Annotated in this window: 19 protein-coding genes; 4 read left to right on the top strand and 15 right to left on the bottom strand. The window is 58.2% G+C overall.

All coding sequences use genetic code 11. The features are described from left to right. Window positions 1–328: 328 nt before the first annotated feature. From DWB67_RS15055 to DWB67_RS15030, 6 genes are all read right to left on the bottom strand, one after another. A complete protein-coding gene (locus tag DWB67_RS15055; protein ID WP_119808410.1) occupies window positions 329–1,594 on the bottom strand; it encodes a glycerate kinase in 1,266 nt (421 codons plus the stop codon). A gap of 69 nt (window positions 1,595–1,663) precedes the next feature. Next, window positions 1,664–2,941: a trehalase family glycosidase gene (locus DWB67_RS15050; protein WP_119808409.1), complete on the bottom strand. Its 1,278-nt coding sequence runs from the start codon at window positions 2,939–2,941 to the stop codon at window positions 1,664–1,666. An 8-nt stretch (window positions 2,942–2,949) separates the two neighbouring features. After that, window positions 2,950–3,993, bottom strand: a complete 1,044-nt coding sequence (locus DWB67_RS15045; protein WP_119808408.1) for an ABC transporter ATP-binding protein — start codon at window positions 3,991–3,993, stop codon at window positions 2,950–2,952. A 33-nt stretch (window positions 3,994–4,026) separates the two neighbouring features. Continuing rightward, on the bottom strand, window positions 4,027–4,869 hold the full coding sequence (locus DWB67_RS15040) for a carbohydrate ABC transporter permease (protein WP_119808407.1): 843 nt from the start codon (window positions 4,867–4,869) through the stop codon (window positions 4,027–4,029). Beyond that, window positions 4,866–5,711: a carbohydrate ABC transporter permease gene (locus tag DWB67_RS15035; protein WP_119808406.1), complete on the bottom strand. Its 846-nt coding sequence runs from the start codon at window positions 5,709–5,711 to the stop codon at window positions 4,866–4,868. Before DWB67_RS15035 ends, DWB67_RS15040 begins: the two co-directional genes overlap by 4 nt. A 91-nt stretch (window positions 5,712–5,802) precedes the next feature. Next, window positions 5,803–7,071, bottom strand: a complete 1,269-nt coding sequence (locus DWB67_RS15030; RefSeq protein ID WP_119808405.1) for an ABC transporter substrate-binding protein — start codon at window positions 7,069–7,071, stop codon at window positions 5,803–5,805. 314 nt (window positions 7,072–7,385) lie between these two features. Here DWB67_RS15030 and DWB67_RS15025 point away from each other — a divergent pair, with 314 nt between their 5' ends. Further along, complete coding sequence (locus DWB67_RS15025) at window positions 7,386–8,390, top strand: LacI family DNA-binding transcriptional regulator (RefSeq protein WP_119808404.1); 1,005 nt, start codon at window positions 7,386–7,388, stop codon at window positions 8,388–8,390. Between the two features lie 10 nt (window positions 8,391–8,400). On the opposite strand, the gene DWB67_RS15020 is transcribed toward DWB67_RS15025, so the two are convergent. From DWB67_RS15020 to DWB67_RS14980, 9 genes are all read right to left on the bottom strand, one after another. After that, window positions 8,401–9,549, bottom strand: a complete 1,149-nt coding sequence (locus DWB67_RS15020) for an ABC transporter ATP-binding protein (RefSeq protein WP_119808403.1) — start codon at window positions 9,547–9,549, stop codon at window positions 8,401–8,403. An 88-nt stretch (window positions 9,550–9,637) separates the two neighbouring features. Then, on the bottom strand, window positions 9,638–10,855 hold the full coding sequence (locus DWB67_RS15015; protein WP_255418700.1) for an ABC transporter substrate-binding protein: 1,218 nt from the start codon (window positions 10,853–10,855) through the stop codon (window positions 9,638–9,640). 30 nt (window positions 10,856–10,885) lie between these two features. Beyond that, complete coding sequence (locus tag DWB67_RS15010) at window positions 10,886–11,767, bottom strand: carbohydrate ABC transporter permease (RefSeq protein WP_119808402.1); 882 nt, start codon at window positions 11,765–11,767, stop codon at window positions 10,886–10,888. A gap of 10 nt (window positions 11,768–11,777) precedes the next feature. Continuing rightward, the gene (locus tag DWB67_RS15005) at window positions 11,778–12,662 is read right to left on the bottom strand and encodes a carbohydrate ABC transporter permease (RefSeq protein ID WP_119808401.1); all 885 of its coding nucleotides are present in this window, start codon (window positions 12,660–12,662) and stop codon (window positions 11,778–11,780) included. Next, the gene (locus DWB67_RS15000) at window positions 12,659–13,822 is read right to left on the bottom strand and encodes a Gfo/Idh/MocA family protein (protein ID WP_119808400.1); all 1,164 of its coding nucleotides are present in this window, start codon (window positions 13,820–13,822) and stop codon (window positions 12,659–12,661) included. Before DWB67_RS15000 ends, DWB67_RS15005 begins: the two co-directional genes overlap by 4 nt. 121 nt (window positions 13,823–13,943) lie before the next feature. Next, on the bottom strand, window positions 13,944–14,879 hold the full coding sequence (locus DWB67_RS14995) for an ROK family protein (RefSeq protein WP_119808399.1): 936 nt from the start codon (window positions 14,877–14,879) through the stop codon (window positions 13,944–13,946). Continuing rightward, entirely contained in the window at window positions 14,879–15,967 is a 1,089-nt protein-coding gene (locus tag DWB67_RS14990) for a D-TA family PLP-dependent enzyme (protein WP_119808398.1), read from the bottom strand. Before DWB67_RS14990 ends, DWB67_RS14995 begins: the two co-directional genes overlap by 1 nt. A gap of 1 nt (window position 15,968) precedes the next feature. Next, window positions 15,969–17,471, bottom strand: a complete 1,503-nt coding sequence (locus DWB67_RS14985) for a M81 family metallopeptidase (protein WP_119808397.1) — start codon at window positions 17,469–17,471, stop codon at window positions 15,969–15,971. Window positions 17,472–17,473: 2 nt separating this feature from the next. Then, window positions 17,474–17,980, bottom strand: coding sequence for a hypothetical protein (locus DWB67_RS14980; RefSeq protein WP_119808396.1), 507 nt, complete (start codon window positions 17,978–17,980; stop codon window positions 17,474–17,476). A gap of 190 nt (window positions 17,981–18,170) precedes the next feature. Between DWB67_RS14980 and DWB67_RS14975 the strand changes: the two genes are divergently transcribed. From DWB67_RS14975 to DWB67_RS14965, 3 genes are all read left to right on the top strand, one after another. Continuing rightward, window positions 18,171–19,082, top strand: coding sequence for a MurR/RpiR family transcriptional regulator (locus tag DWB67_RS14975; protein ID WP_119808395.1), 912 nt, complete (start codon window positions 18,171–18,173; stop codon window positions 19,080–19,082). Between the two features lie 67 nt (window positions 19,083–19,149). Continuing rightward, window positions 19,150–19,923 (top strand): SDR family oxidoreductase, encoded by a 774-nt coding sequence (locus DWB67_RS14970; RefSeq protein WP_119808416.1) that lies wholly within the window; start codon window positions 19,150–19,152, stop codon window positions 19,921–19,923. Between the two features lie 23 nt (window positions 19,924–19,946). Next, the gene (locus DWB67_RS14965) at window positions 19,947–21,851 is read left to right on the top strand and encodes a beta-N-acetylhexosaminidase (RefSeq protein WP_119808394.1); all 1,905 of its coding nucleotides are present in this window, start codon (window positions 19,947–19,949) and stop codon (window positions 21,849–21,851) included. Window positions 21,852–21,876: the final 25 nt, after the last annotated feature.

The following is a 21,876-nucleotide window of genomic DNA, read 5'->3' as shown; positions in this document are numbered from 1 at the left end:
CAGGTACATCGATTGGGAAACGTGTGGCCGCTTGGGCAACTCGAACCGGTTGCACCAATATGCATCGTGCCATACTTGTCGCGATCCGTTCGAAGCTACTGTAAGTGAGGGACGTACTGCAGGTGACTCAAGATAGCGCCAGTGTTCTGGGGGATCCGAAAGCATAATCCTCTTTAATTTTTATGGCGGCATCCGAATAGCCCTAAAGTCGAATACAACTTCGTATTCAAGTCTGTATTTGGGGAAATACGATTATTTATTTTATAGTGAGCCGAAGCCACCTCAGGCTGTTCCTGATAGCTTACTGTTGTTGATCAGTGAGCAAAGATCACTTCGGTAAAATCAGAATGGCACGGAAATCGTTGACGTTTGTCAGTGTCGGGCCGGTGATGATGTGCCCTTGGGTGGTTTCGAAAAAGCTGTGCGCATCATTGTTGGCAAGGGCAGCTTGCGCGTCCATCCGACCGTTCAGGCTGTCGGGGCCAGCATAGGCGCCGGCAATTTCGGCTGCCCCGTCGACGCCGTCTGTATCACAGGCAATGATATGGATGCCCGCAGCGCCCTGCAAAGTAATAGCTGCCGCCAGCGTGAATTCGGCATTTGGCCCGCCAATACCATCACCACGTCGGGTGACAGTGCATTCGCCACCTGACAACAACAGGATCGGTTGCCCTGTCTTGGTGGCTTCGGCCCGCAAAGACAGGGCAAGACGGGCTTGGGATGCGCCCAGTTCGCGCGCCTCGCCTTCCAATGCATCACCAAGCAAGCGCACATCGACGCCTGCAGCCCGCGCCTCTTTCGCGGCGGTGGCCAAGGATTGCGACGGCGCGGCGATGATGCGGGTTTCGGACGTGGCAAGCCGCAGATCATCAAGGGCAATGACGCCGGACCCCTGCCGTAACACAGCCAGCGCGGCATCCGGCACAGCGATCTGGCGCTTCTGCAGAATGTCCAGTGCATCGGCGGCAGTGCTGGTTTCCCCGACCGTCGGACCCGATGCGATATGGGCCGGATCATCGCCCGGCACATCTGATATCAACAGGCTTAGCAATGGCGCAGGGTGACAAGCCGCTGCCAGCTGCCCGCCTTTCACGCGGCTAAGGTGTTTGCGAACAACGTTCATCTCGCCGATCGGCGCCCCCGAGGCCAATAGCGCCGCATTCACCGCCATCTTCTGGTCCAGATCCAACCCCGCAGCGGGGGCGCAAAGCAACGCAGACCCCCCGCCCGAAATCAGCGCCAGCACCAGATCATCGGGACCCAGCCCCGCGACCAGTTCCAGCATATTCTTGGTCGCCTGCGCGCCGGTGGCGTCGGGGACAGGATGTGCGGCCTCGACCAAAGTGATGCCTTGCAACGGGCGGGCATAGCCATAGCGGGTGATGACCAGACCCTCGCAGGGGCCCAGATGCGCCTCGACCGCCTCGGCCATGCGGGCGCTAGCTTTGCCGGCACCGATAATGACCAGCCGCCCCTTGGGCCGGTCCGGCAGATGCGCGGGCACGACCTGCATCGGGTCGGCCACCATCACGGCACAATCAAACAGTGCTGTCAGAAATGCGCGCGGATCGGCAGTCGGGCACGGTATTGGCATTATCGGTTCGACCATCTTGAAAAGGGGCGGATGTCGGCTTGGGACCAGAATGGGCCCCAAGCCGTTGCATCATGCAAGAGCTTTTTGACGGGTCAAAAACTCGATCACGATGGCGGCGGTCCAGGTGAAACGGTCGCCACCGCAGGGTTCACCGTCAAGGGGGCCATAGTATTCGGCAAAACCGCCCAGTTCGATCAGACGCAAACTGTCGGAGACAATGCGTTCGACAATCTCATGCTGGCCTGCGCGTTCCATTCCGTCAGCAATCATATAGTTCACGATCAACCAGACCGGCCCGCGCCAATATCGCAGCGGGTCGAATTCGGCCGCTTTGGGGGCATGGCTGGGCACCATGAACTTCGCCTCCTTTGCAAGGAGGTTGATCCGCGCAGCAATGGCCAGGGCGTTCTGTGGCGGAATATCGGTAAAGGCCGCCAGAATGCCCCCGATCGAAGGGCTGTCAACCAGTTCACCCACCGCCCTGTCAAAGCACACATACTGTCCGTGTTCAGCGCTCCATAATCCGTCCAGTGCGGCGGCACCGCGAGCGGCAAAGTCGCGGGATTTCTGCGCGATTTCGGTTTCACCCAGTTCCTGCGCAAGATCGGCAAGATCACTGCACGACCGGATCAGGATGGCATTGAAACCTGGATCGACGACCTGAAACGGCGATGCGTCATGCAGCTTGCTGTTGTCCCATCCCAGATCGCGGAAATGCTGCACCAACCACATGAATTGTTCATATTGCTTTTGCGTCGGACGGTGGGCCGGGTTGGCGTGCTGGGTGTCGCGGCGCACAAAGGGTTCGACCCCCTCGGTCGGAACACGGTCCAGTGCTGCGTCCCAATCAACCGAATTGTCGCGGCCGGATTCCCACGGATGCAGGATGGCGACCAATCCAGTGCCGCGCGGATCACGGCAGCGGAAAAACCATTCATGCCACGCATGGATCTGCGGCACCAATGCACGGGCGCGGGCGCGGGCCAGATCACGGTCCTGACAACGGTCGAACAGACGTTTGACGCAGAACCCTGCGACAGGCGGTTGCGTGATGCCCGTCGTCGGAACATCGCGGCCCGTGCGCCAGACATCGGCACCAGGGAAATAGCTGTCATTCGGCGTGTGGAAAATAATATGCGGCACCATACCGTCATCCCATTGATGGGCGAACAGGGTGTCGATTTCGGTCCATGCGCGGGCCTCGTCCAGATGGGACAGACCAAGCGCGCTAAGACAGCTGTCCCAGTTCCACTGGAAAGGATACAGGCCATCGGTGGGTACGGTATAGGTGCCGCGGTCATTGTGACGCAAAACGTCCTTGGCCTGTTCGATCAGTGCGTATGTCATGGTTGTCCTCAGGCGACGGCAAGGTTGGTTTCGGGGTCGAACCAGCGGACGCGGTCCGGCTGGGGTGACAGCATCAGCGTGTCGCCGGGGCGCACGGTCAGGTCGCTGTCCAGAACGGCGCGGAAGGATGTCCCATCGACGTGACAGGTCACCAGCAGATGCGCGCCAAGCGGCTCGACTACTTTGGCGGTGGCGCTCATGCCCTGTTCGGCCAGCTGGATATCTTCCGGACGGATGGCAAATTGCAGACGGTCCAGATTGACGCGCGGGCCATCGACCACCTGTCCGGCCACGGTCCATTTGCCGTCACCGGCGGGGGTCGCATCCAGAAAATTCATCGGCGGGTTGCCGATAAAGCCCGCAACGAATTTGGCGGCGGGGTTGCGATACACCTCTATCGGGGTGGCGGCCTGAATGATCTTACCCTGATGCATGACGCTGATGCGGTCGGCCAGGCTCATCGCTTCGACCTGATCATGGGTGACATAGATGGCGGTCGTTTTGCTTTCCGCCAGAACGCCCTTCAGTTCAGCTCGCATTTCCAGCCGCAGCAGCGCATCGAGGTTGGAAAGCGGTTCGTCCATCAGGATCACGTCCGGCTCCATCGCCAATGCACGCGCCACGGCCACACGCTGACGCTGGCCGCCGGACAATTCGCCCGAATAGCGTTTCAACAGCTGGTCGATATGCATCAGACCGGCGGTGCGTTCGACGCGTCGGGTCACCTCCTCATTCGACATCTTCTGCATCCGCAGTCCAAAGCCGATGTTTTCGAAGACCGTCAGATGGGGAAAAACGGCATAGTTCTGGAATACCATCGCAATGCCGCGATCCTTAGGGGCCAGATGGTCGACGCGCTTGCCGCCGATCCAGACCTCGCCCGTGGTGGCGGTTTCAAGGCCCGCCACGATCCGCAGCAAAGTGGTTTTGCCACAGCCCGATGCGCCAAGCAGGACCATGAACTCTTGATCCTCAATGGTCAGATTGATGTCATGCAGGGCCTGATAGCCGCCGAAATTCTTGGCGACATTCTTGATCTGGATTTGTGCCATGTCTGTATGTCCTTTTGTCGGGGTTGCCCCGCCTTAGCGGTTGGCAATGCCCCACATCGCGAAGAGGTATTTGCGCACAGCGAAGATGAAGATCAGCGCCGGCACGACCAGGATGAAGCCACCGGCAAATTTCAGGTGCAGGGGTGCCTCGCCCAGGGTTTGCAGCAGAAAGGCCGGCAGGGTCCGGTTTTCGATGGTCAACACGGCGGATGCAAAGACCTCGTTCCACGAGATGACAAAGGCAAAGATTGCCGATGCCGTGATGCCCGGCAGGATCAGCGGCAACACCACCTTGGTGAATGCGGTCAGGCGCGTGCACCCAAGGGTCCATGCCGCCTCCTCCAGCTCGATCGGAATGCCCGAGAACAGCGAAAAGGTGATCAGCACTGCAAAGGGGATCGCCAGCGTCGTATGCACCAGCGCAAGGCCGAATGCCGTATCATCCAGCCCCGTGCGGATGAACAACACCGCCAGCGGCAGCGCCAGCAACGGCAATGGAAAGGCCCGCGTCAACAGGACCAGCATCCGGAACAGTTCCTTGCCGCGAAAATCGAACCGTGACAGCGCATATCCCGCAGGCGCGCCGATCAGAACCGACAGCACCATGGTGATGGCCGCGACAATGATCGAGTTTTTCAGCGCTGTCAGCATGCCCTCAAAGCCCGCAAAGAAGGTCAGGCTGCCGAGATCGAATTCGGGGATAAAGGATTTGGGAAAGCTGTTGACCGTTTCGGGCGACGACAGTGTGTTGATCAACAAGAAATACAACGGCACCAGCACCCACGCGCATAACAACACGACCGAGGCGATATAGACATACCGCCCTGCCTTGCGCGTCGAACGGGTATTGCCGACCAGTTGGGTGGCGTCGGTCATATCGATGCTCCTTTAGGGACGCGAAGCACGCGCAGGATGATCACGGTAAAGGCAATCGACAGTGCCAGCACGACCAGCGCCAAAGCCGCCGCTGCATTGCTGTTCAGCAAATCGAATTGGTAGGCATAAATCTCGCCCATTAGGACCGGCATCAACGTGCCACCAAGGGCCGCGACCACGGCAAACACTTCGAACGCCAGCACGACGCGCAGGATCAGCGCGGTTTGCAGCGACGGGCGCAGCATCGGCAGGGTAATTTTGGTGAAACGTTTCCACGGGGATGCGCCAAAAACTTCGGCGGCCTCGTAATATTCTTTGGGGATCAGGCCGATGCCCGCGACGATTATGACCAGCATGATCGCTGTTGCCCGCCAGATTTCTGCCAGCGCAATGGCCAGAAAGATCACGCCGGGATGCTGATAGGACAGGAAATTCACCGGCTGGTCGATCACGCCAAGCCCGCTCATCATGGAATTCAGAAAGCCGGATTGTTCGAAAATGGCCAGCCAGATGATGCCAGCCGCCAGATCCGAAATCCCCAGCGGGATCGTCCAGACATATAGCACCAGATCGCGACCCTTTTTCATTTTACTGACCATGGTGGCCATTAACAAAGACAGGGCCAGCTGGACCGGCACCACAATGGCCGCCAGTAGCAGGGTGTTTTTCAACGAGATGGGAAATTTCCAGTAACTGAAAACATCGCGGAAATTGGCCATCGAAAAGCCGTCCGACCCGCTGAACGCCTGCTGGGCAACCAGCACGAAGGGATAAAGGAAAAACACACCCAGAAAAAGCGTCACCGGCAGGATCAGCATATAGGGCAATAGTCGAGCGTTCATCGGATCGCTCCCATGGGGGCGCAGGGCGCCGCTTGGTGAAATGGGGGGGGATGCGCCGGACCGCAGGGTCCGGACGCGTCGTGGCGAAAGGTTATTCGACCGGGCAGGCACCTTCGGAGGGTGCATCAGGGGCCCAGCAGGGCGCGCCGGTTTCGTCCATGATCGCGGCCAGTCGCGGCTTTTGATCATCCAGAACCATGCGGATATCCTGACGGGCCAGCACGATCCGTTCGAAGGTATCGTTGAAGATGCGGTCGAACTCTCCGCCCTGATTGCCCAGACCTGATGGCAACAGACCGGGATTGGCGTCATGCGCACTGCTCATCTTGGCGACGGCGTCCCCTGCGGCCTGCACGGCCGGTGGCAGATCGTCAGGCAGATCGACGTCGATCACGGGGAAAAAGCTGGTCGCGCGCAGCGTCGCGATCTGCGTTTCAGGCGTCATCATATAGCTGATCAGCGCTTTGGCAGCATCCTTGTCTGGAGCCGTTTCGGGAATGGCCAGACCGGCCAGCACTGGCATGAATCCACGTCCTTCGGGACCTGCAGGTGCCGGGAAAGCGACAAAGTCATCAGGGCGTTCGTTGAAAGCCTGTGCCAGACGGGACGTATGGTCGAACACGATCCATGCATCACCCGACAGCAGTTGTTCCTGCATGAACGAGAAATTGGTCGAGGCGGGGTTGGTATGCTCCCACAATTCGCGGAATTTTTCCCAAGCCGTCACCGCCTTGTCAGACGCATACGTCCGCACCACGCCGTTGGTATAGGATGGATACAGATAGCCTTCAAAAAAGCGATGCTTCAGACCTTTCGGACCTGCGGGAAAACCGAATTTCGCCTGACCGGTCGCCTCGTGGACATTGGCGGTCCATGCAATCAGCTGGTCATAGGTCAGCGCGTCGATGTCTGCGCCTTCGGGCAGGTATTGCAGCGATTCCTTATTGGCGGCCATGATGTAACTGGCCTGCATCCACGGGATATATTGCGGCGTATCGGTACCCAGTTTGGACAGCGTATTAAAAGTTTCGCTGTTTGACGTGATCCCCAGATCGCCCAGATCAACCAGCTGGTCAGCCTCCATCGCGGAAAAATTGCCATGCAGCGCGCCCAGCAACCCGATGGCCCCTGATCCGGCCTGCAATTCGGCACGGATACGGGTCAGCCACGGGCCGTCTTCGTTGGCTTGGTAATCCACTGTTTCGGGGGCGTCAGCCATCACGGTTTCACGCATGGCCTGCGCTTCTTCAACGGGACGCGCTTGCGTCGACCAGAAAAGCACATCGGCTTGCGCCACAGCAGCCGAACACATCATGGCAATGCCCGAAACCGCGGCCATGTATTTGGAATGTCTGTTCATCTTAGCCTCCCCTTTTTATGACGGCGATCCTGTCCAACAGGCGGGCCGCCGTTCTTTCCCGTATCATCGGGACCGGCCCTCCTGCCGGCGCGTCAGCATCCTTGGTGCGATGGGACATTGTCGTCACCAACGTCCGAGTCGTCCCCGATAACCTGCCTCAGCATGGTATAACGATATATCAGCTGTCAACTTGATATTATCCTAGTATTCCGGATTAAATTCCGTGATGGCGTTGGTATATGACGAATATTCGATTATTTATGCTATTTCGATTATTTATGCTATAACGATATATCTAAAAGACACAGGTGCATATGTCCGTAAAGCCGACCCTTGCCAGCGTTGCCAAAGAGGCCGGAGTCTCGATTCCGACCGTTAGTCAGGTAATGCGCGGAACGGGCCGCATTTCTGAACAAACGCGCAAAAAGGTGCTGCAAGCCGCCAAAAAGCTGCATTATGTGACCGATTCACGTGCTGCGGCCATGCGATCTGGTGAATATCACGAGGTTGGCTTTCTGATTAACCAGTTGTCCAACCCCTTCAACGCCGAGGTGATCAGCGGCGTTGTCGATCTGCTGGATGCCGAAGGATATCTAGTGTCGGTGCTGGACACGCGTGACGACGCCGCCCGCCAAAGCCGCCATCTGGACGCCTTTATCCGCCAGCGCCGTGGCGGGTTGATCTGGGTCCCTGCCCTGCAAACCGACGACGATACCCTTGCGATGCTGGCAGCACAGGCAGTGCCGACCGTGTCTTTCATGCGTCCGGCCAATGCGCAGATGGATTATGTCGGCATCCGTAACGCCGAGGCCACCGCAATGGCCACCCGCCACCTGATTGAATTGGGCCATCGTCATATCGCTTATCTGGGCGGTGTCGGTATGAATTTTGTCCGCAAGCAGAGGGTCGAGGGCTATGTTCATACCCTGTCAGCGCAGGGGCTTGGTGAAGGCATTGTCTGGCAATGCCCTGAAAACAAGCTGGCAGGATTATCGGCTATGCAGGAACTGATGCATAAGCACCCGCAGGTAACGGCAGTCGTGTGTAATGGCGATATGGTGGCCATTGGGGCCTGTCTGGCGCTGGCACGGGACGGTCTGGTGGCAGGACACGATATGTCGGTGATCGGCTTTGATGATATTCAGGATGCGATCGTCGCCACGCCGCCGCTGACGACCATGGCGATATCGCCGAAAAATCTGGGCATGCGGCTGGCGCGGGTTCTGCTGGACCGGATGCGCGACCCGAAAGCCCCCGCCACCGCAACCGAGGTGTCTGCAAAACTAGTCCTGCGCCAGACCACCGGCGTCCCTGGATAGGCAACCTTCGTTAAGGGGCCTCCACCAGATCGGCATGCGGAACTGTCATCTGCGCCAGATCGATCCGACGTTCAAAGGCCATGCCATCGGCGTCGAAAAGATGGCAATCGGCAGCGGCAAACGACAGGTTGATGGTCGTGTTTTCAGGCATGACTTGCGTTCCGTTAAGAACGAAGCAGAAGTTTTCGTTTCGATCCGGCAACCGGGCATAGCCGATGGTGTTCTGTCCCAGATATTCAACTACGCTAGGTGTTGCAGTCATAACCACATCCCCCGACCCGACTGCCATGTGTTCTGGCCGGATACCAAGCGTCAGCGTCTTTCCCTGCAACGCCGAACGATCCGATGCCGGCACCATGACCGGAATGGTCAGGGACTGGCCGTTCAAATCGATCTGCACCCCTTGATCCGATGCACCGAGACAGTGCACTGGCAGGAAATTCATCCGCGGGTTGCCGATAAAGCCCGCCACGAAAGTGTTTTGCGGTTTGTGATATAGCTCTAACGGAGGGCCGACCTGTGCAATATACCCGCCATTCAGCACAACGATGCGATCGGCCATGGTCATCGCTTCGACCTGATCATGGGTGACGTAAATCATCGTGGCGCCCAGTTGCTTGTGCAGGCGGGTCAGTTCGATCCGCATATCGGCACGCAGGGCCGCATCAAGGTTCGACAGTGGTTCGTCGAACAGGAAGATCTCGGGCGCGCGGACGATGGCGCGACCAATGGCAACGCGCTGGCGCTGACCACCCGACAAATTGCCGGGCTTTTGTTGCAACCGTTCTTCCAGATGCAGTATCCGCGCGGCCTCATCGACTTTGCGCTGGACCTCGGCTTCAGGGGCTTTTTCGACGCGCAGGGGAAAAGCGATATTTTCATATACCGTCATATGCGGGTAAAGCGCATAGGACTGGAAGACCATAGCAATGCCACGTTTGACAGGGGGCAGGTCGTTGACCCGTTTGCCGTCAATAACAATATCACCCGAGGTCGTATGTTCCAGACCGGCAATCATGCGTAACAGAGTTGATTTTCCGCACCCCGAGGGGCCGACAAAAACCATGAATTCGCCTTCCTGCACATCAAGTGAAACGCCCTTGACGACTTCGAATGTGCCGAAGACCTTTTTAATCTCTTTTAGTGAAAGCTGGCCCAAGGCGCGTCTCCTGCTGGGTGCCGACCGGTCGGGGCGGACGGTTTGTGGTATATCCGGCCACAGATGCTGTGGCCGGATAGTGTGGTGGTTACTTGTAGTCTTCCAGTTCGGCGGCGGCTTTGGTCAGCGCCTCTTGGGGTTCGGCACTGCCGGTCACAACCGATTGGACCATTTCGATCATGACATTCTGGAAGCCTTTGTAGTCGGTAAACAGGGGCTCGGGGCCGCCAAAGGCGATGCCTTCGACATAGGGCGCCCAATAGGGCTGTTCGGTGATCAGCTGGTCGACCTTTTCCGACGGGCGCAGCGGCGTCAGCCCAGCATCGGGGGACATTTCATATTCCAGCTGGATATCGGGCGAGGTAATATATTTGGCAAATTCGATTGCCTTATCCTCGACCCCGGATCCCGAAAAAACGGCCAGTGAATCGGTGATCAACAAGGTGCCCGGACCTTCGGCGGACGGCCCCACCGGCAGCTTAGCCACACCCCAGTTCATATCGGTATCAGATGCGCGGAACGCTGCCGCGATCGAGGCTTGCAACATGCCGACCCCGCCATCAAGGAAGATGGCGCGCATTTCATTTTGCTCATAGGCTGTCGCGCCCTCGACCGAATAGGGGACGATATCCTTATAGGCTTGCAAGGCTGCCAGAACCTCGGGGCTGTCCATCGTGATGTTGCCATCGGCATCAATGATCTGGCCGTTATTGGTATAAACCCAATGCAGGAACTGGTGCATCGTGTTGTCAAAGGTCTTGGCCGACAGACCGTATCCCGCAACATCGGTGTTTTCGGTGATCTGCGTGGCAAAGGCGATTTCTTCTTCCCATGTCTTGGGCGGCGTTTCGGGATCAAGACCGGCTGCCTCGAAGATATCCTTGTTCCAATAGAAGGCCTTGGTCGAAAAAGCGACGGGAACGCCCCATTGGGTCCCCTCGAAGGTGACGGTGTCAACGATATGGGGGTAATAGGCGGCCTTCTCGTCCTCGGTCATCGGGATCGGAACGATCAATTCGTTCAGGGCGAATTCTTTCAGTGTCCGCGAACCGACATAGGCCATGGCAACAGGGCTGCCTGCTGCGGCCAGCGTGGTGGCCTTGTCCTGACATTGCGCCCAGCCCACAACCTCGGGGGTGACGGTCCAGCCTTCGTTCGCCGCTTCCCATTCGGCGATGTATTTTTCATGCACAGGATCAATCCTGTCGCCGCAATAGATCCAGCTGATGTCGTCGGCCATTGCAGGCAGCGCCGTGGATGCGGCCAATACCAGTCCGATCAGGCTTTTCTGGGCAAGTGTCGTCACGTTCACTCTCCTTGTTGGAATTGGTTTTTATTATTGTTTTACCGCGCCCGCGGTCAGACCGCCGACAAGATAGCGTTGCAGGAAGAAGATGATGACCAGTGCCGGCGCGATGCCGACAAAGCTGGCCGCCATCAATTCGTTCCAGATCACCTCCTGCTTGCCGAAATAGGCGAACAGCCCGACGGGCAGCGGCATATATTCGGTCTTGGAGTTGAAGGTCAGCGCAAAGATGAACTGCTGTGCATAGGCCCCGATGAAGGTCATGATCGCAACGACAACGATGCCGGGGCGGGCAATCGGCAAGATCACCCGGCGGAAGGTATAGAACTGGGATGCGCCGTCCATATAGGCGGCCTCGTTCAGTTCGGGCGGGATCCGCATCATATAGGTGCGCAGCAACCAGATCGCGGCCGGGATCAAAAATGCCGCGCCCGGAATGATCATTGCCCAATAGGTGTTCAGCATCCCCAAGGTCCGCATCAGACGGAACAGCGGGATCAATAGCACCGCCCCCGAGAACATCGAGACGGCCAGAAACCCGCCCAGCACCAGCCCCATGCCCTTGAACTTGAAACGCGCAAAGGCATAGGCCGCCGGAACCACCAGAACCAGTACAATTACCGTCGATACGGCGCTGATCAGCAAGGAATTGAAGATATACAGCGCAAACATCGGCACGCTGTCCCACATGGTACGATAGGCAGCGAAAGACCCGTTTTCGGGCCAGAAGGTATAGGGCGATGAAAACAACTGCTCGAGCGGTTTCAGGCTGACCAGAAACCCTTCGAGGAAAGGAGCCAGCATGAAAAACAGGAAGACTGCGATGCCGCAATAGATGCAAATCAGTTCCCACCAGCGATAGCGGTCGATCATCGCGCGGGTGCTGTCATGTCTGGAAAAAGGGTTCACCATGATCTGTTCCTTATGCCTTGTCAGTGCCGGCAAGACGGCGGGTCATGCGGAAATAGGCGATGCAGAACAACGAAAGGAAAAGACAGATCACCACGGCCCGCGCTGCGCCTTCGCCGTATTTTTTTGACCCGATGGCTGTGGCATAGGTGTCGATGATCATCGTCGTGGTTTCGCCTGATGGTCCGCCCTGCGTCAGAATCCAGATGATGTCGAAGCTGTTGAACGTGGCAATCAGCGACAGCATCGACATGGTGATGACGGCAGGGGCCATCAACGGCATGGTGATGCGGCGGAACCGCATCCAGCGGCTGGCGCCATCGGTCCATGCCGCCTCGTAGAGGTCGCGCGGGATGGACTGGATCGCAGCCAGAAAATAGATGGTGACCATCGGCACACCGATCCAGACATCGGTAACAATCGTCGCCCAATAGGCCGAATGCCCATAGGCCAGAAACGCGACCGGCCCGTCCACAAACCCGAAGCGCTGCAACAGCCCCGAGATCATCCCGAACTGGCCGTTATACATCCAGCCCCACATAAAGATGCCGATGGCCATCGGCACGATCCACGGTGGCATGGTCAGCAACCGGAACACATGCCGCCCCGGCACCGCGCAGTTCAGTAAGACCGCGCCGAACGTCCCGATAACCATTTTCAACAGCACCGAGAAGAACGTCCATGTGAAGGTCCGCAGGATGATTTCAAGGAAATCCCTGTCAAAGATCTTCTGGTAATTGATCCAGCCGACATAGTCATAGGTCCGGCGCAGCGATGCATTGGTAAAAGACAACCGGACAGTTTCGATCAGGGGCCATGCCACGATGATCACGATATAAAGAACGGCAGGGGCCAACAGCGCCCATGCGAAATACCATGCGGCGCGGGATTGGGTCATGCCATGACACCTTTTCGTACCAAAGCCTCGTCATAGCGGTCCCAGACGGGGCGCATATCGACGACCTGTCTGGTCCGGCGCGCATCATCGATGGACAGCGCCAGAATGCCTGCCTCCAATGCGTCCAGCGGAGATACTGGAAGGGGGCCGTTCTTCATGACATTCGCAATCACCTCGGCGGCCATGGTTTCATCCGCACCATAGTGATGTGACAGCGCGCTGGCCTGATAGGTCTTGTCGATTTTCGTCTGCTCGGACCGCACATCGGTCACCTTGAACTGCGCGCGGATAAAATCACCCTCGGCCTGACCTTTGGTGCCGAATACCGCAAAGCGGCGGAACTGGTCGGGCGCATTCAGATTGGTGTGGAAGTTCATACCAACGCCATTGGCGTATTCGATAATCGCTACCTGATAGTCGATGATATCGCCGTCATTATCAAAGACCCTGTCCGACCCGTTCCAGCCCGAAGGCTTGCGGTGGTACAGGTCCAGATCGTTGATGCCTTCGTTGCGCAGGTCGTTTTCGGGCACAAAGGTCTTGCGGCCGCCAAAGCTGGCAACCCGTTCGGGACGCGCCCCGATCAGACTGTTATACAGGTCCAGATCATGGCAGCATTTTTCCAACATAAAACTGCCGGACCATTTTTCATACCGCCGCCAGTCGCGCATGAAAAACGCGCCATGATAGGGGAAAATATGTTCTGCCGCCTCGACCGAGACGATCGTTCCCAGCATTCCCTGATCGCGCGCAGCCAGCAAGTCGCGATACAGTGGTGCATATCGCAGCACCAGACCGACCAGTAACTGGTCGGGGCTGTGGCCAGCCATCAGGCGGGCCAGTTCATAGGTTTGCTCAATGGTGGAAACGATGGGCTTTTCCGAAAAAATCTTGTTATCCGCCTGCAGGCCCAAGCGGATATGATCCAAATGCAAATGGTTCGGTGAACCGATCATTAGCAGGTCGTAACCGCCAGCTTTCACCAGGTCTTCGGGGGATGAATATTGCACACCGGGGTTGATATGATGTTCAGCCAGCGTTGCCAGCCCTGCCGGTTCGGGGTCATGATAGCCGACAATCTGGAAGTCAGGGTCTATCTGGTTAAAAACATGACCAAGATAGCCAAGCCTGAACCCAAGTCCGATGATCGCGACCTTCATGTCGACTCCCCGCACGAAATTATTTTTCTAAATCTGACCGGATCTATAGCGTTACGTCAAGAAATTTCGCTTGAATTCTTTTGCAGAACCCAAGCTGTGTAATTCGTTTTCACGTGTGCCTCTATTTTCGCAGTTCTGTCCCAAAAAGGGCAGTGATATGCCGAAGCCCCAGAAGGGCTGCGCCGATCAGGCCAGGTTCGACGGTGCAGCGGGCGGGCACCACCAATGGTCGATCAAAGCGGCGCAGGCATCTGTCGCGCACCGCGGCGTCCAGCGCATTAATCAACGGGGCGGATGTGGACAGCCCGCCGCCCGCAGCGATGATCCCCGCCCCTAACACGTTCTGGACCATCGCCAGCGGACCCGCCAGCAGCGCTAGCCAGACGTCAATTGTGGTTGTGGCATCGACATCACCCCGTTCCCAGGCCGCGACAATGTCGCGGCTGTCGCAGGGCCGGTCACCATGAAGATGGCGGTGAAGGCGTTCGATGCCGCGGGCCGAACAAACGGCGTCAAGGCAGCCGGTTTGCCCGCAACCGCAGGCGAAGGCCGGCAGGGTGATTTGCGGCTGGTCGATCACCCGCTGCGCGACAGGCCCGTGGCCGATTTCGCCCGCAAAACCGCCACTGTTGATCAGGCTGCCCCGCACGACAATGCCGCCGCCGACCCCCGTTCCAAGGATCAGGCCGAAAACCACGTGATGGCCCTGCCCTGCACCTGTCGCAGATTCGGCCAGCGCAAAACAATCGGCATCATTGGCCAGCACCACCGGCAAGCCCAATACCTGTTGCAAATCATCCTTCAGATTCCGTCCCGTCAGGCAGGGAATATTAGCCATGGTGGCGCGTCCGGTATCGGGATCAACAACGCCCGCAATCGAAAAGGCAAGCGCTTGTGGCGGTACGGGTGCTTGCGCCACAATATCGGCCAGCACCCCGACAAAGGCTGTAAAATCATATATCGGCGTCGGAATGCGCGCTATCAGGGTCACATCGGTCACGCTGGTGGCCTGCGCCGCCTTGATGGTCGTTCCCCCGATATCAAAGCACAGGATCATTACCAGACGGCCCCGCGTGCCGCGACAGGCAAAACCCGCGTCACGACACCGTCGCGATGGAAAACAATACGGTCGAACAGGTTCGTGACCACGCAGGTATGGTTGGGGACCACGCGCAGCTGTGTCCCGATAGCGGGGGCCGGAACAGTACAAGCAGTCAGATCGACAACGGCATGTTCTTCGGACAGCGACACGATACGCGCACCGGGCAAGGACGGAATAATGCCATAATCTTTAAACCCCAGCAGATCCGATGTCAGCGCCTTGGACCCCGCATCAAGCACAGCGCGCGTCGGCGTCGGGCAAGAGACAACCGTCGTCAGAACATTCATCGCCAGATCATCCGGCCCGCATTCCCCCGCCCGCACCATGGACCGGTCGTTATAGACATAGGTGCCCGCGCGGTGTTCGGTTGCGCTTGGCACCAGATGTGCGGAAAACAGATCGGGGCTACCGCCGCTGGATCGCACGGGACAGGGAATACCAAGGGCCGCCAGCTGTGCCATTGCGGCTTGCAAGAACGCCTCAACCGCAGCCGCTCCGCCGACGGGGGGATAGGTCAGCAGCCCGTCAAAAACCAGACCGGAACTGGCAGTAATGTGCCGGGCCAAAGCGATGGCCTGCGCAACGCTCTGAACACCGCAGCGTCCGGCACCGGTGTCGCATTCCACCAGAACCGCCAGTGGTTTACCCTGCCCGACAGCCGCCGAAAGGCCTGCAACCGTTTCGGCGCTGTCGGCGACAACGCGCAAGGTGGTGACGCGGTCATTCAATGCCACCAGCCGCGCCAACCGCGCCGCCCCCAGAATATTATAGGTGATCAGGATGTCGTCGAAACCGGCATCGGCAAAGACCTCGGCCTCGGATAGTTTCTGGCAATTGATGCCGATGGCACCGGCATCGGTTTGCTGCCGCGCGACCTGCGGAATCTTATGCGTCTTGATATGGGGCCGGAACGCCAGCCCATGACGTGTCATGTAATCCTGTGCGCGGGTGATATTGCCCGTCAGGCGATCTTCGTCGATGACCGGAACGGGTGTCAGCACATCATTCAGCGGCGTGCCGGTTTTGGGCCATGGGAAATCCATATCACTGCTCCTGCGCGAAAGGGTCGGCAATGCGCGGCCAAATATCGTGCCGGACATTGCGATAGAGGTTGGTTGCCGGATCATTGGGATAGGGCTTGCCCGCCGAACAATACAGGATCTGCGATGCGATCGGCTGGAATGCCGCATAGAAGTGGTTCGTCGATTTGATCACAAGAATTTTTTGCGACAACGGGTCCAGCCCCATGACCGTAAACAGCGATGGGTCATAGCTTTGTGCCCGTACGGTATTCAGAATAACCTGAATACCGGTTGGCGCACCCCTGTCATCCAGCAGCGCAATCCGGGCTGCGGGGCCGAAAGGGGCGATGCTTTCGCCAAAGGTCATGGCCGCATCCTCGACCACCGTCACGACACGGACCGGCGCATCGACAGGCTCGCCCGTCAGGGGGGCGGATTTCGCGCCGAACCTAAGGGTGAATATCGCGCCCGCACCAGCGGCGCGACAAAGGTTGACCGCAACAGGATCCCATATAGTGCCCACCGCAACATCGGTTGCGCCGCAGGCCATCAGCTGTTTCAGGATGACCGTCGCATCCCCTGCAGTGCCACCACCGGGGTTATCCCACATATCTGCAACGACGACGGGGCCGTTCTTGGCCTGCATGGCCTGCCTGACAGCCCGAGCTTCATCCAGTGTCGGCATCATATGCCGCCCACGATTGGAAAATAATTCCATGCCGAGGCTTTTTGCCAATTCAGTTCCATAGGCCGCATCGCCATCGGTCACTGCGACCATGTGGCTGCCCATTTCCGGCACATCACCGGCCATAAAACCATGAACCGCTGACAGGGACAGCACTTTGGGGTCTGATGCCTCGATTGCCATCATCTGGTCTACGAACCCCCGCATCGGCTGGCGGGACGTCGGAAAAACGTCGATCATCCGGCAGTCGAATGTGGACATGACCGGTTTGACGCGCCCCTCCAATGTATCAACGACGATGGCCCACAGGTCGGCGGCACGATCGACAAAATCAGTATGCGGAAATTCCTTGAAAAACACAAAGAAATCGGCTGCCGCAACCCGCTTGGCGGTCAAGTGGCTATGCGGGTCCATTTCGGCGCAAACCAGCACATCGGGGCCAACAATTTCACGCACCCGCGTCAGCAAATCCCCCTCGGGATCGATACAGCCTTGCGCAACCATGGCCCCGTGCAAACCCAGCACCACGGCATCGACTGGCATCGCAGCTTGCAGCTGCTGTATAATTTCATCCCGCAAGCCGGTATGGGTGAGACCCGAAACCAATCCGGCCGGATCGGCCCATGTCGCAGTGCCTTCGATCAACGTCCAGCCTTTCGCCGCACAAACCTTGCGCCCGACGGGAATTGGCGCTGTGCACAATGTCGGGGTATCGGGATGGGTACCGGGGGGGGCGTAAAAGGAATCCTCGAACGCGCGCCGGTCAATATTGATCGGCGAAAATGTGTTCGTTTCGGTCGCCATGGCCGCCACGAAAATGCGTTTTGCGGGGGCGTCCATCACTAGGCGTCCTGAATATGGGGCAGGTAACCGACAAAGCCCGAAATCTTCCAGCGTCCGTCAACCTTGCGGCACCAATACAACGTCTGCCAGTTCATGCGTTCGCTGGTGCCATCGGTACGCGGCAAGGCGCCGTCAAATTTCTTGCGTACCAGCGCGGTATCTCCGGCAATCTCGATCTGTTCCAGACGCGTGGCGTTAAAGATGCCGTCGCGCGGATCACCGGCATAAGCGCCCGCCGCATTCTGCGCGCCGAAATCCCGCGCCTGTTCCAGCCAGTCATCGCGATAGGCTTCCAACGTCGGATAGGCCAGATCGAACCCGTCCGGGTCGGCTTGGAAATGCCCGCTGATGCCGGTGAAATTAGCAGCGATAAAATCATCCTGCACCGCCGCCCAATCCGCAGCCACAAAAGCATTGATGTCGCGCGTCACCAACATGTCCCAGATCGCCGAGCGGTCGGCATCCTGCGCATCGAAAGGATTCTTGAAAGGATCGCGTTTGGTCATATTTTCATCGCCTTGTGAAATTCATTTCAATAATGCGCGAAAACCTCTAGAAAAATCCAGATGAATATGGCTGGATAACCATAAATAACGAAAATGAATTTCTTGACGCCAGATGTGATGATCTATGCAGCAATGCGATGACATGGCGATGTGGCAAAGGGATAGCGGTGCGAAGGCAATAAGAAGCGTCATGACAAATCCCACTGATTTTACACTGGCTGCAGGTGCCGGTTCGGCCAGCGATCTGATTGTCGGGCTTTCGGATGAAGACGGGCGTTTGTCGGTTCTGGAAAAGAAACTGGCCGAATTCGTGCTGGCCGATGTGAATTATGCCACCAATGCATCTATTACCGACATCGCGACGGGGGCGGGGGTATCGCCGCCGACAGTGACGCGGTTCTGCCGACGTCTGGGCTGCGCGTCGTTTTCGGATTTCAAGGTCCAGCTGGCCAAAAGCGCCTACGTCGGGTTGCGGTATCTGAAACCTGAATCCGTCACCTCCACCCCCGAGGAAGTGGCCGAGGATATCGTCACCAAAGCCCAGAACGCCCTGTTCGAAATGCACCGCAATCTGGACCTGCCCAAGATCGAACAGGCCGTGGCCCTGCTTGCGGGTGCAAAGATGATCTATGCCTTCGGGTCGGGTGGCAATTCGGCGATGATCGCCAATGAAATGCAGAACCGCCTGTTCCGGTTGGGCGCCCGCATCGCTGCCTCGGGCGATCACAGTATGAACCTGATGCTGGCGGCGGCAGCTGAACCCGGAACGGTGGTCTTCGGATCATCATTCACCGGTCGCAATCATGAACTGGTGCATTGCTTTGATCTGCTGCGCGACCGCGGCATTTCCACAATTGCGCTGACGCAAAAGGATTCGCCGTTGGCGGCGGTGGCCGATGTGGTTATTGCGCTTGATCTGCCCGAGGGGAAGAACATTTTCCGTGCCACCTCGACGCGTTATGCATCACTGGCAGTGGTCGATATCATCGCAAATCTTGTGGCCTATGCCGACCGCCCCCGATCAACCCGTATTCTGCGCGGCATCAAGGAACAGTTGATCCAATACCGTGATGGCGATGACAGCCAGATCCTTGGCGACTGATGCCGCTGCGGGACATGTGACGGCGGACGCATGCCCCGATCCTTATATTCCGTCGGAGGAACCTATCATGGCGGCAAGACTGGCCATTGTTACCGGCAGTGCGGGCGATATCGGGCGTGCGATTGCCGCGCGGTTAAAGCAGGACCATGATATCATCATCCTTGCGGATCTGGACTTGCCTGCCGCCGAACTGGCCGCCGATCAATTGGGTGCAGGGTTCGTGGCGATGCAGGTCGATGTGACTGATGCCGCCTCATGCGGTGCAATGGCCACGCAGACGACAGACATGGGCGATCTGGTCACGCTGGTCAACAATGCCGGTGCGGCGCGTGCAGCCAGCCTTCAGTCCACGTCACTAGATGACTGGCAAGCCGATCGCGCACTAAATCTGGATGCGACGTTTATCATGTTCAAGGCGGTGGCCGACCAGCTGATTGCGTCAAAAGGATCAGTCGTCAACATTGCCTCGGTGAACGGGATGGGGGTGTTCGGCCACCCCGCCTATTCGGCGGCCAAGGCCGGGATGATCCATCTGACCAATCTGATTGCGGTGGAATACGGGCAACATGGCGTGCGCGCCAATGTTGTCGCCCCCGGCACCGTACGCACCCAGGCATGGGAAGCCCGCGCCACCGCAAACCCCGCTGTCTTTGAAGAGGCTGCCCGCCATTATGCCCTTGGCCGTATCGTGAAACCCCACGATGTGGCCGAAGCTGTCGGCTTTCTGGCATCGGATCTGGCAGCAGCAATCACGGGGGTTTGCCTGCCGGTCGATTGTGGCCTGACAACGGGCATTCCCGCGTTGGCTACAACGTTCAGCCAATCAGCAGACTATCAATAAAATCCGTTCAGCAAGGCAAAGAGATGACATATTTTCTGGAAAATACATGGCTGCCCGATCCTGCACCTGCGGGCACATGGCAAATGACCTTGACGAACCTGTCCGATGCACCGCTGACGGATTTCACGCTGTCACTGACCTCGATCACGCGGATCATGCCCGATCACCAGCTTACCGGCGCGACGCTGTTGCAGCGCGATGCGAATTTCCACGAATTCGCGCCCATCAACCGCGCACCCTTGGCATCCGGCGACAGCTGGTTTTTTTCGGCATCCGGCCTGAACCGGTCACCATTCCACCGCAATGATGCGGCCAAAAGCGCGTGGATCACGCTTGCTGACGGGCAAAAACTGCCGGTGATGGTTGGTGACCTGACCCAAGGTGGCGCGGCCCCTGCCCTGCCGCGCGCGCGCCTGCCGCAAGGATGCCTGACCCTTCCTTTCGCACTGTTGCCATGGCCGAACGCGATTAAGGCGACGCCCGGCGATGCGCCCGTGATGTTACATGCACAGGCGGGCATGTCGGTCGCAGACCGCGCCCTGATGCTGTCGGTCGATGCCTTGCACAGCCGCCTGTTTCCAGCCGCGCGCAAAGTCTTCCAGCTGACTGCGGCGCCTGGCAGCCGTGCATTGTCTTTCGCCCATGACCCGGCCTTGGCCGACGAAAGCTATCATCTGGATTTCGCAGAGACTGTGACCCTGACCGCGGCCACCTCGACGGGACAGCGCTATGGCTTGATCGCGCTGGCCCAGATGCTGCACGGGGCCTTTGCAGAACATGATTACCGCTTTCCGGCGACGGGCCGCATCGAGGATGCCCCGCGCTATGCATGGCGGGGATGCCATCTGGATGTTTCGCGGCATTTCTGGACGGTCGATGAGGTCAAGCGCATCCTCGACATTCTTGCGTGGCACAAGATGAATGTGTTCCACTGGCATCTGACCGATGACGAAGGCTGGCGCGCGCAGATTATGGCCTATCCCCAGTTAACGGCCACGGGGGCAAAACGCGGGGCCGCTTTGCCCGATATGCTGCCCCAGTTGGGCGACGGACCCGACACCAGCCATCAGTTCTATACGCAGGACCAGATGCGCGATGTCGTTGCCCATGCCGCAGGTCTGGGGATCGAGGTCATGCCCGAAATCGAGACCCCCGGTCATGCGGCCTCGGTGCTGGCTGCACTGCCCGATCTGGTGGACCCGGACGAACCTGCAAACAGCTATTATTCGGTTCAGGGTTTTTTCAACAATGCCCTTAATCCTGCGGTGCCAGCGACATTCGATATGCTGGCGACAGTCTTCGACGAAATCATCGGGATTTTCCCATCTCGCTATCTGCATATCGGCGGGGATGAGGTGTCGGCGAACGCGTGGCTAACCTCGCCCTTGGCGCAGCGGTTGATGGAACAACAGGGACTGTCAGGGACGTTTCAGTTGCAAAGCTGGTTCCTGCGCAAGATCAAGGACATGCTGACACAGCGTGGCAAGATTATGGTCGGCTGGAATGAAATCGCGCATGGCGGCGGTGTACCGCCAGAAGATACGATGGTCATGGCATGGGAAAATCCGCAAGTCGGGATAGAGCTTGCGCAGCGCGGCTATGATGTTGTGATGACACCCGGACAGGCCTATTATCTGGATATGGTGCAATCGGAAGACTGGCTTGAAAACGGCGCGGGCTGGGCAGGGCCTGTCACCCCAGAACAATCCTATGCCTATGAAGCCGAAGGCGATTTTCCTGATGATTTACGCCCACGGATGCGCGGGGTTCAGGCCTGTATCTGGTGCGAACATTATACCACAACGGCATGGTTCAATGATCTTGTCTTCCCCCGCCTCGGCGCCGTAGCCGAAGCAGCTTGGACGCACACGGGACAAAAGGACTGGCTTCGTTTCGCCCGTCAGGTCCGTCTGCATCCCGTTTTATAGTAAATGCCTGATTTATCCTGAAAGG

Source organism: Paracoccus sp. JM45 (assembly GCF_003590715.1).
Classification (GTDB): Bacteria; Pseudomonadota; Alphaproteobacteria; order Rhodobacterales; family Rhodobacteraceae; genus Paracoccus.
This window is presented reverse-complemented; position numbering and strand designations above follow the sequence as displayed.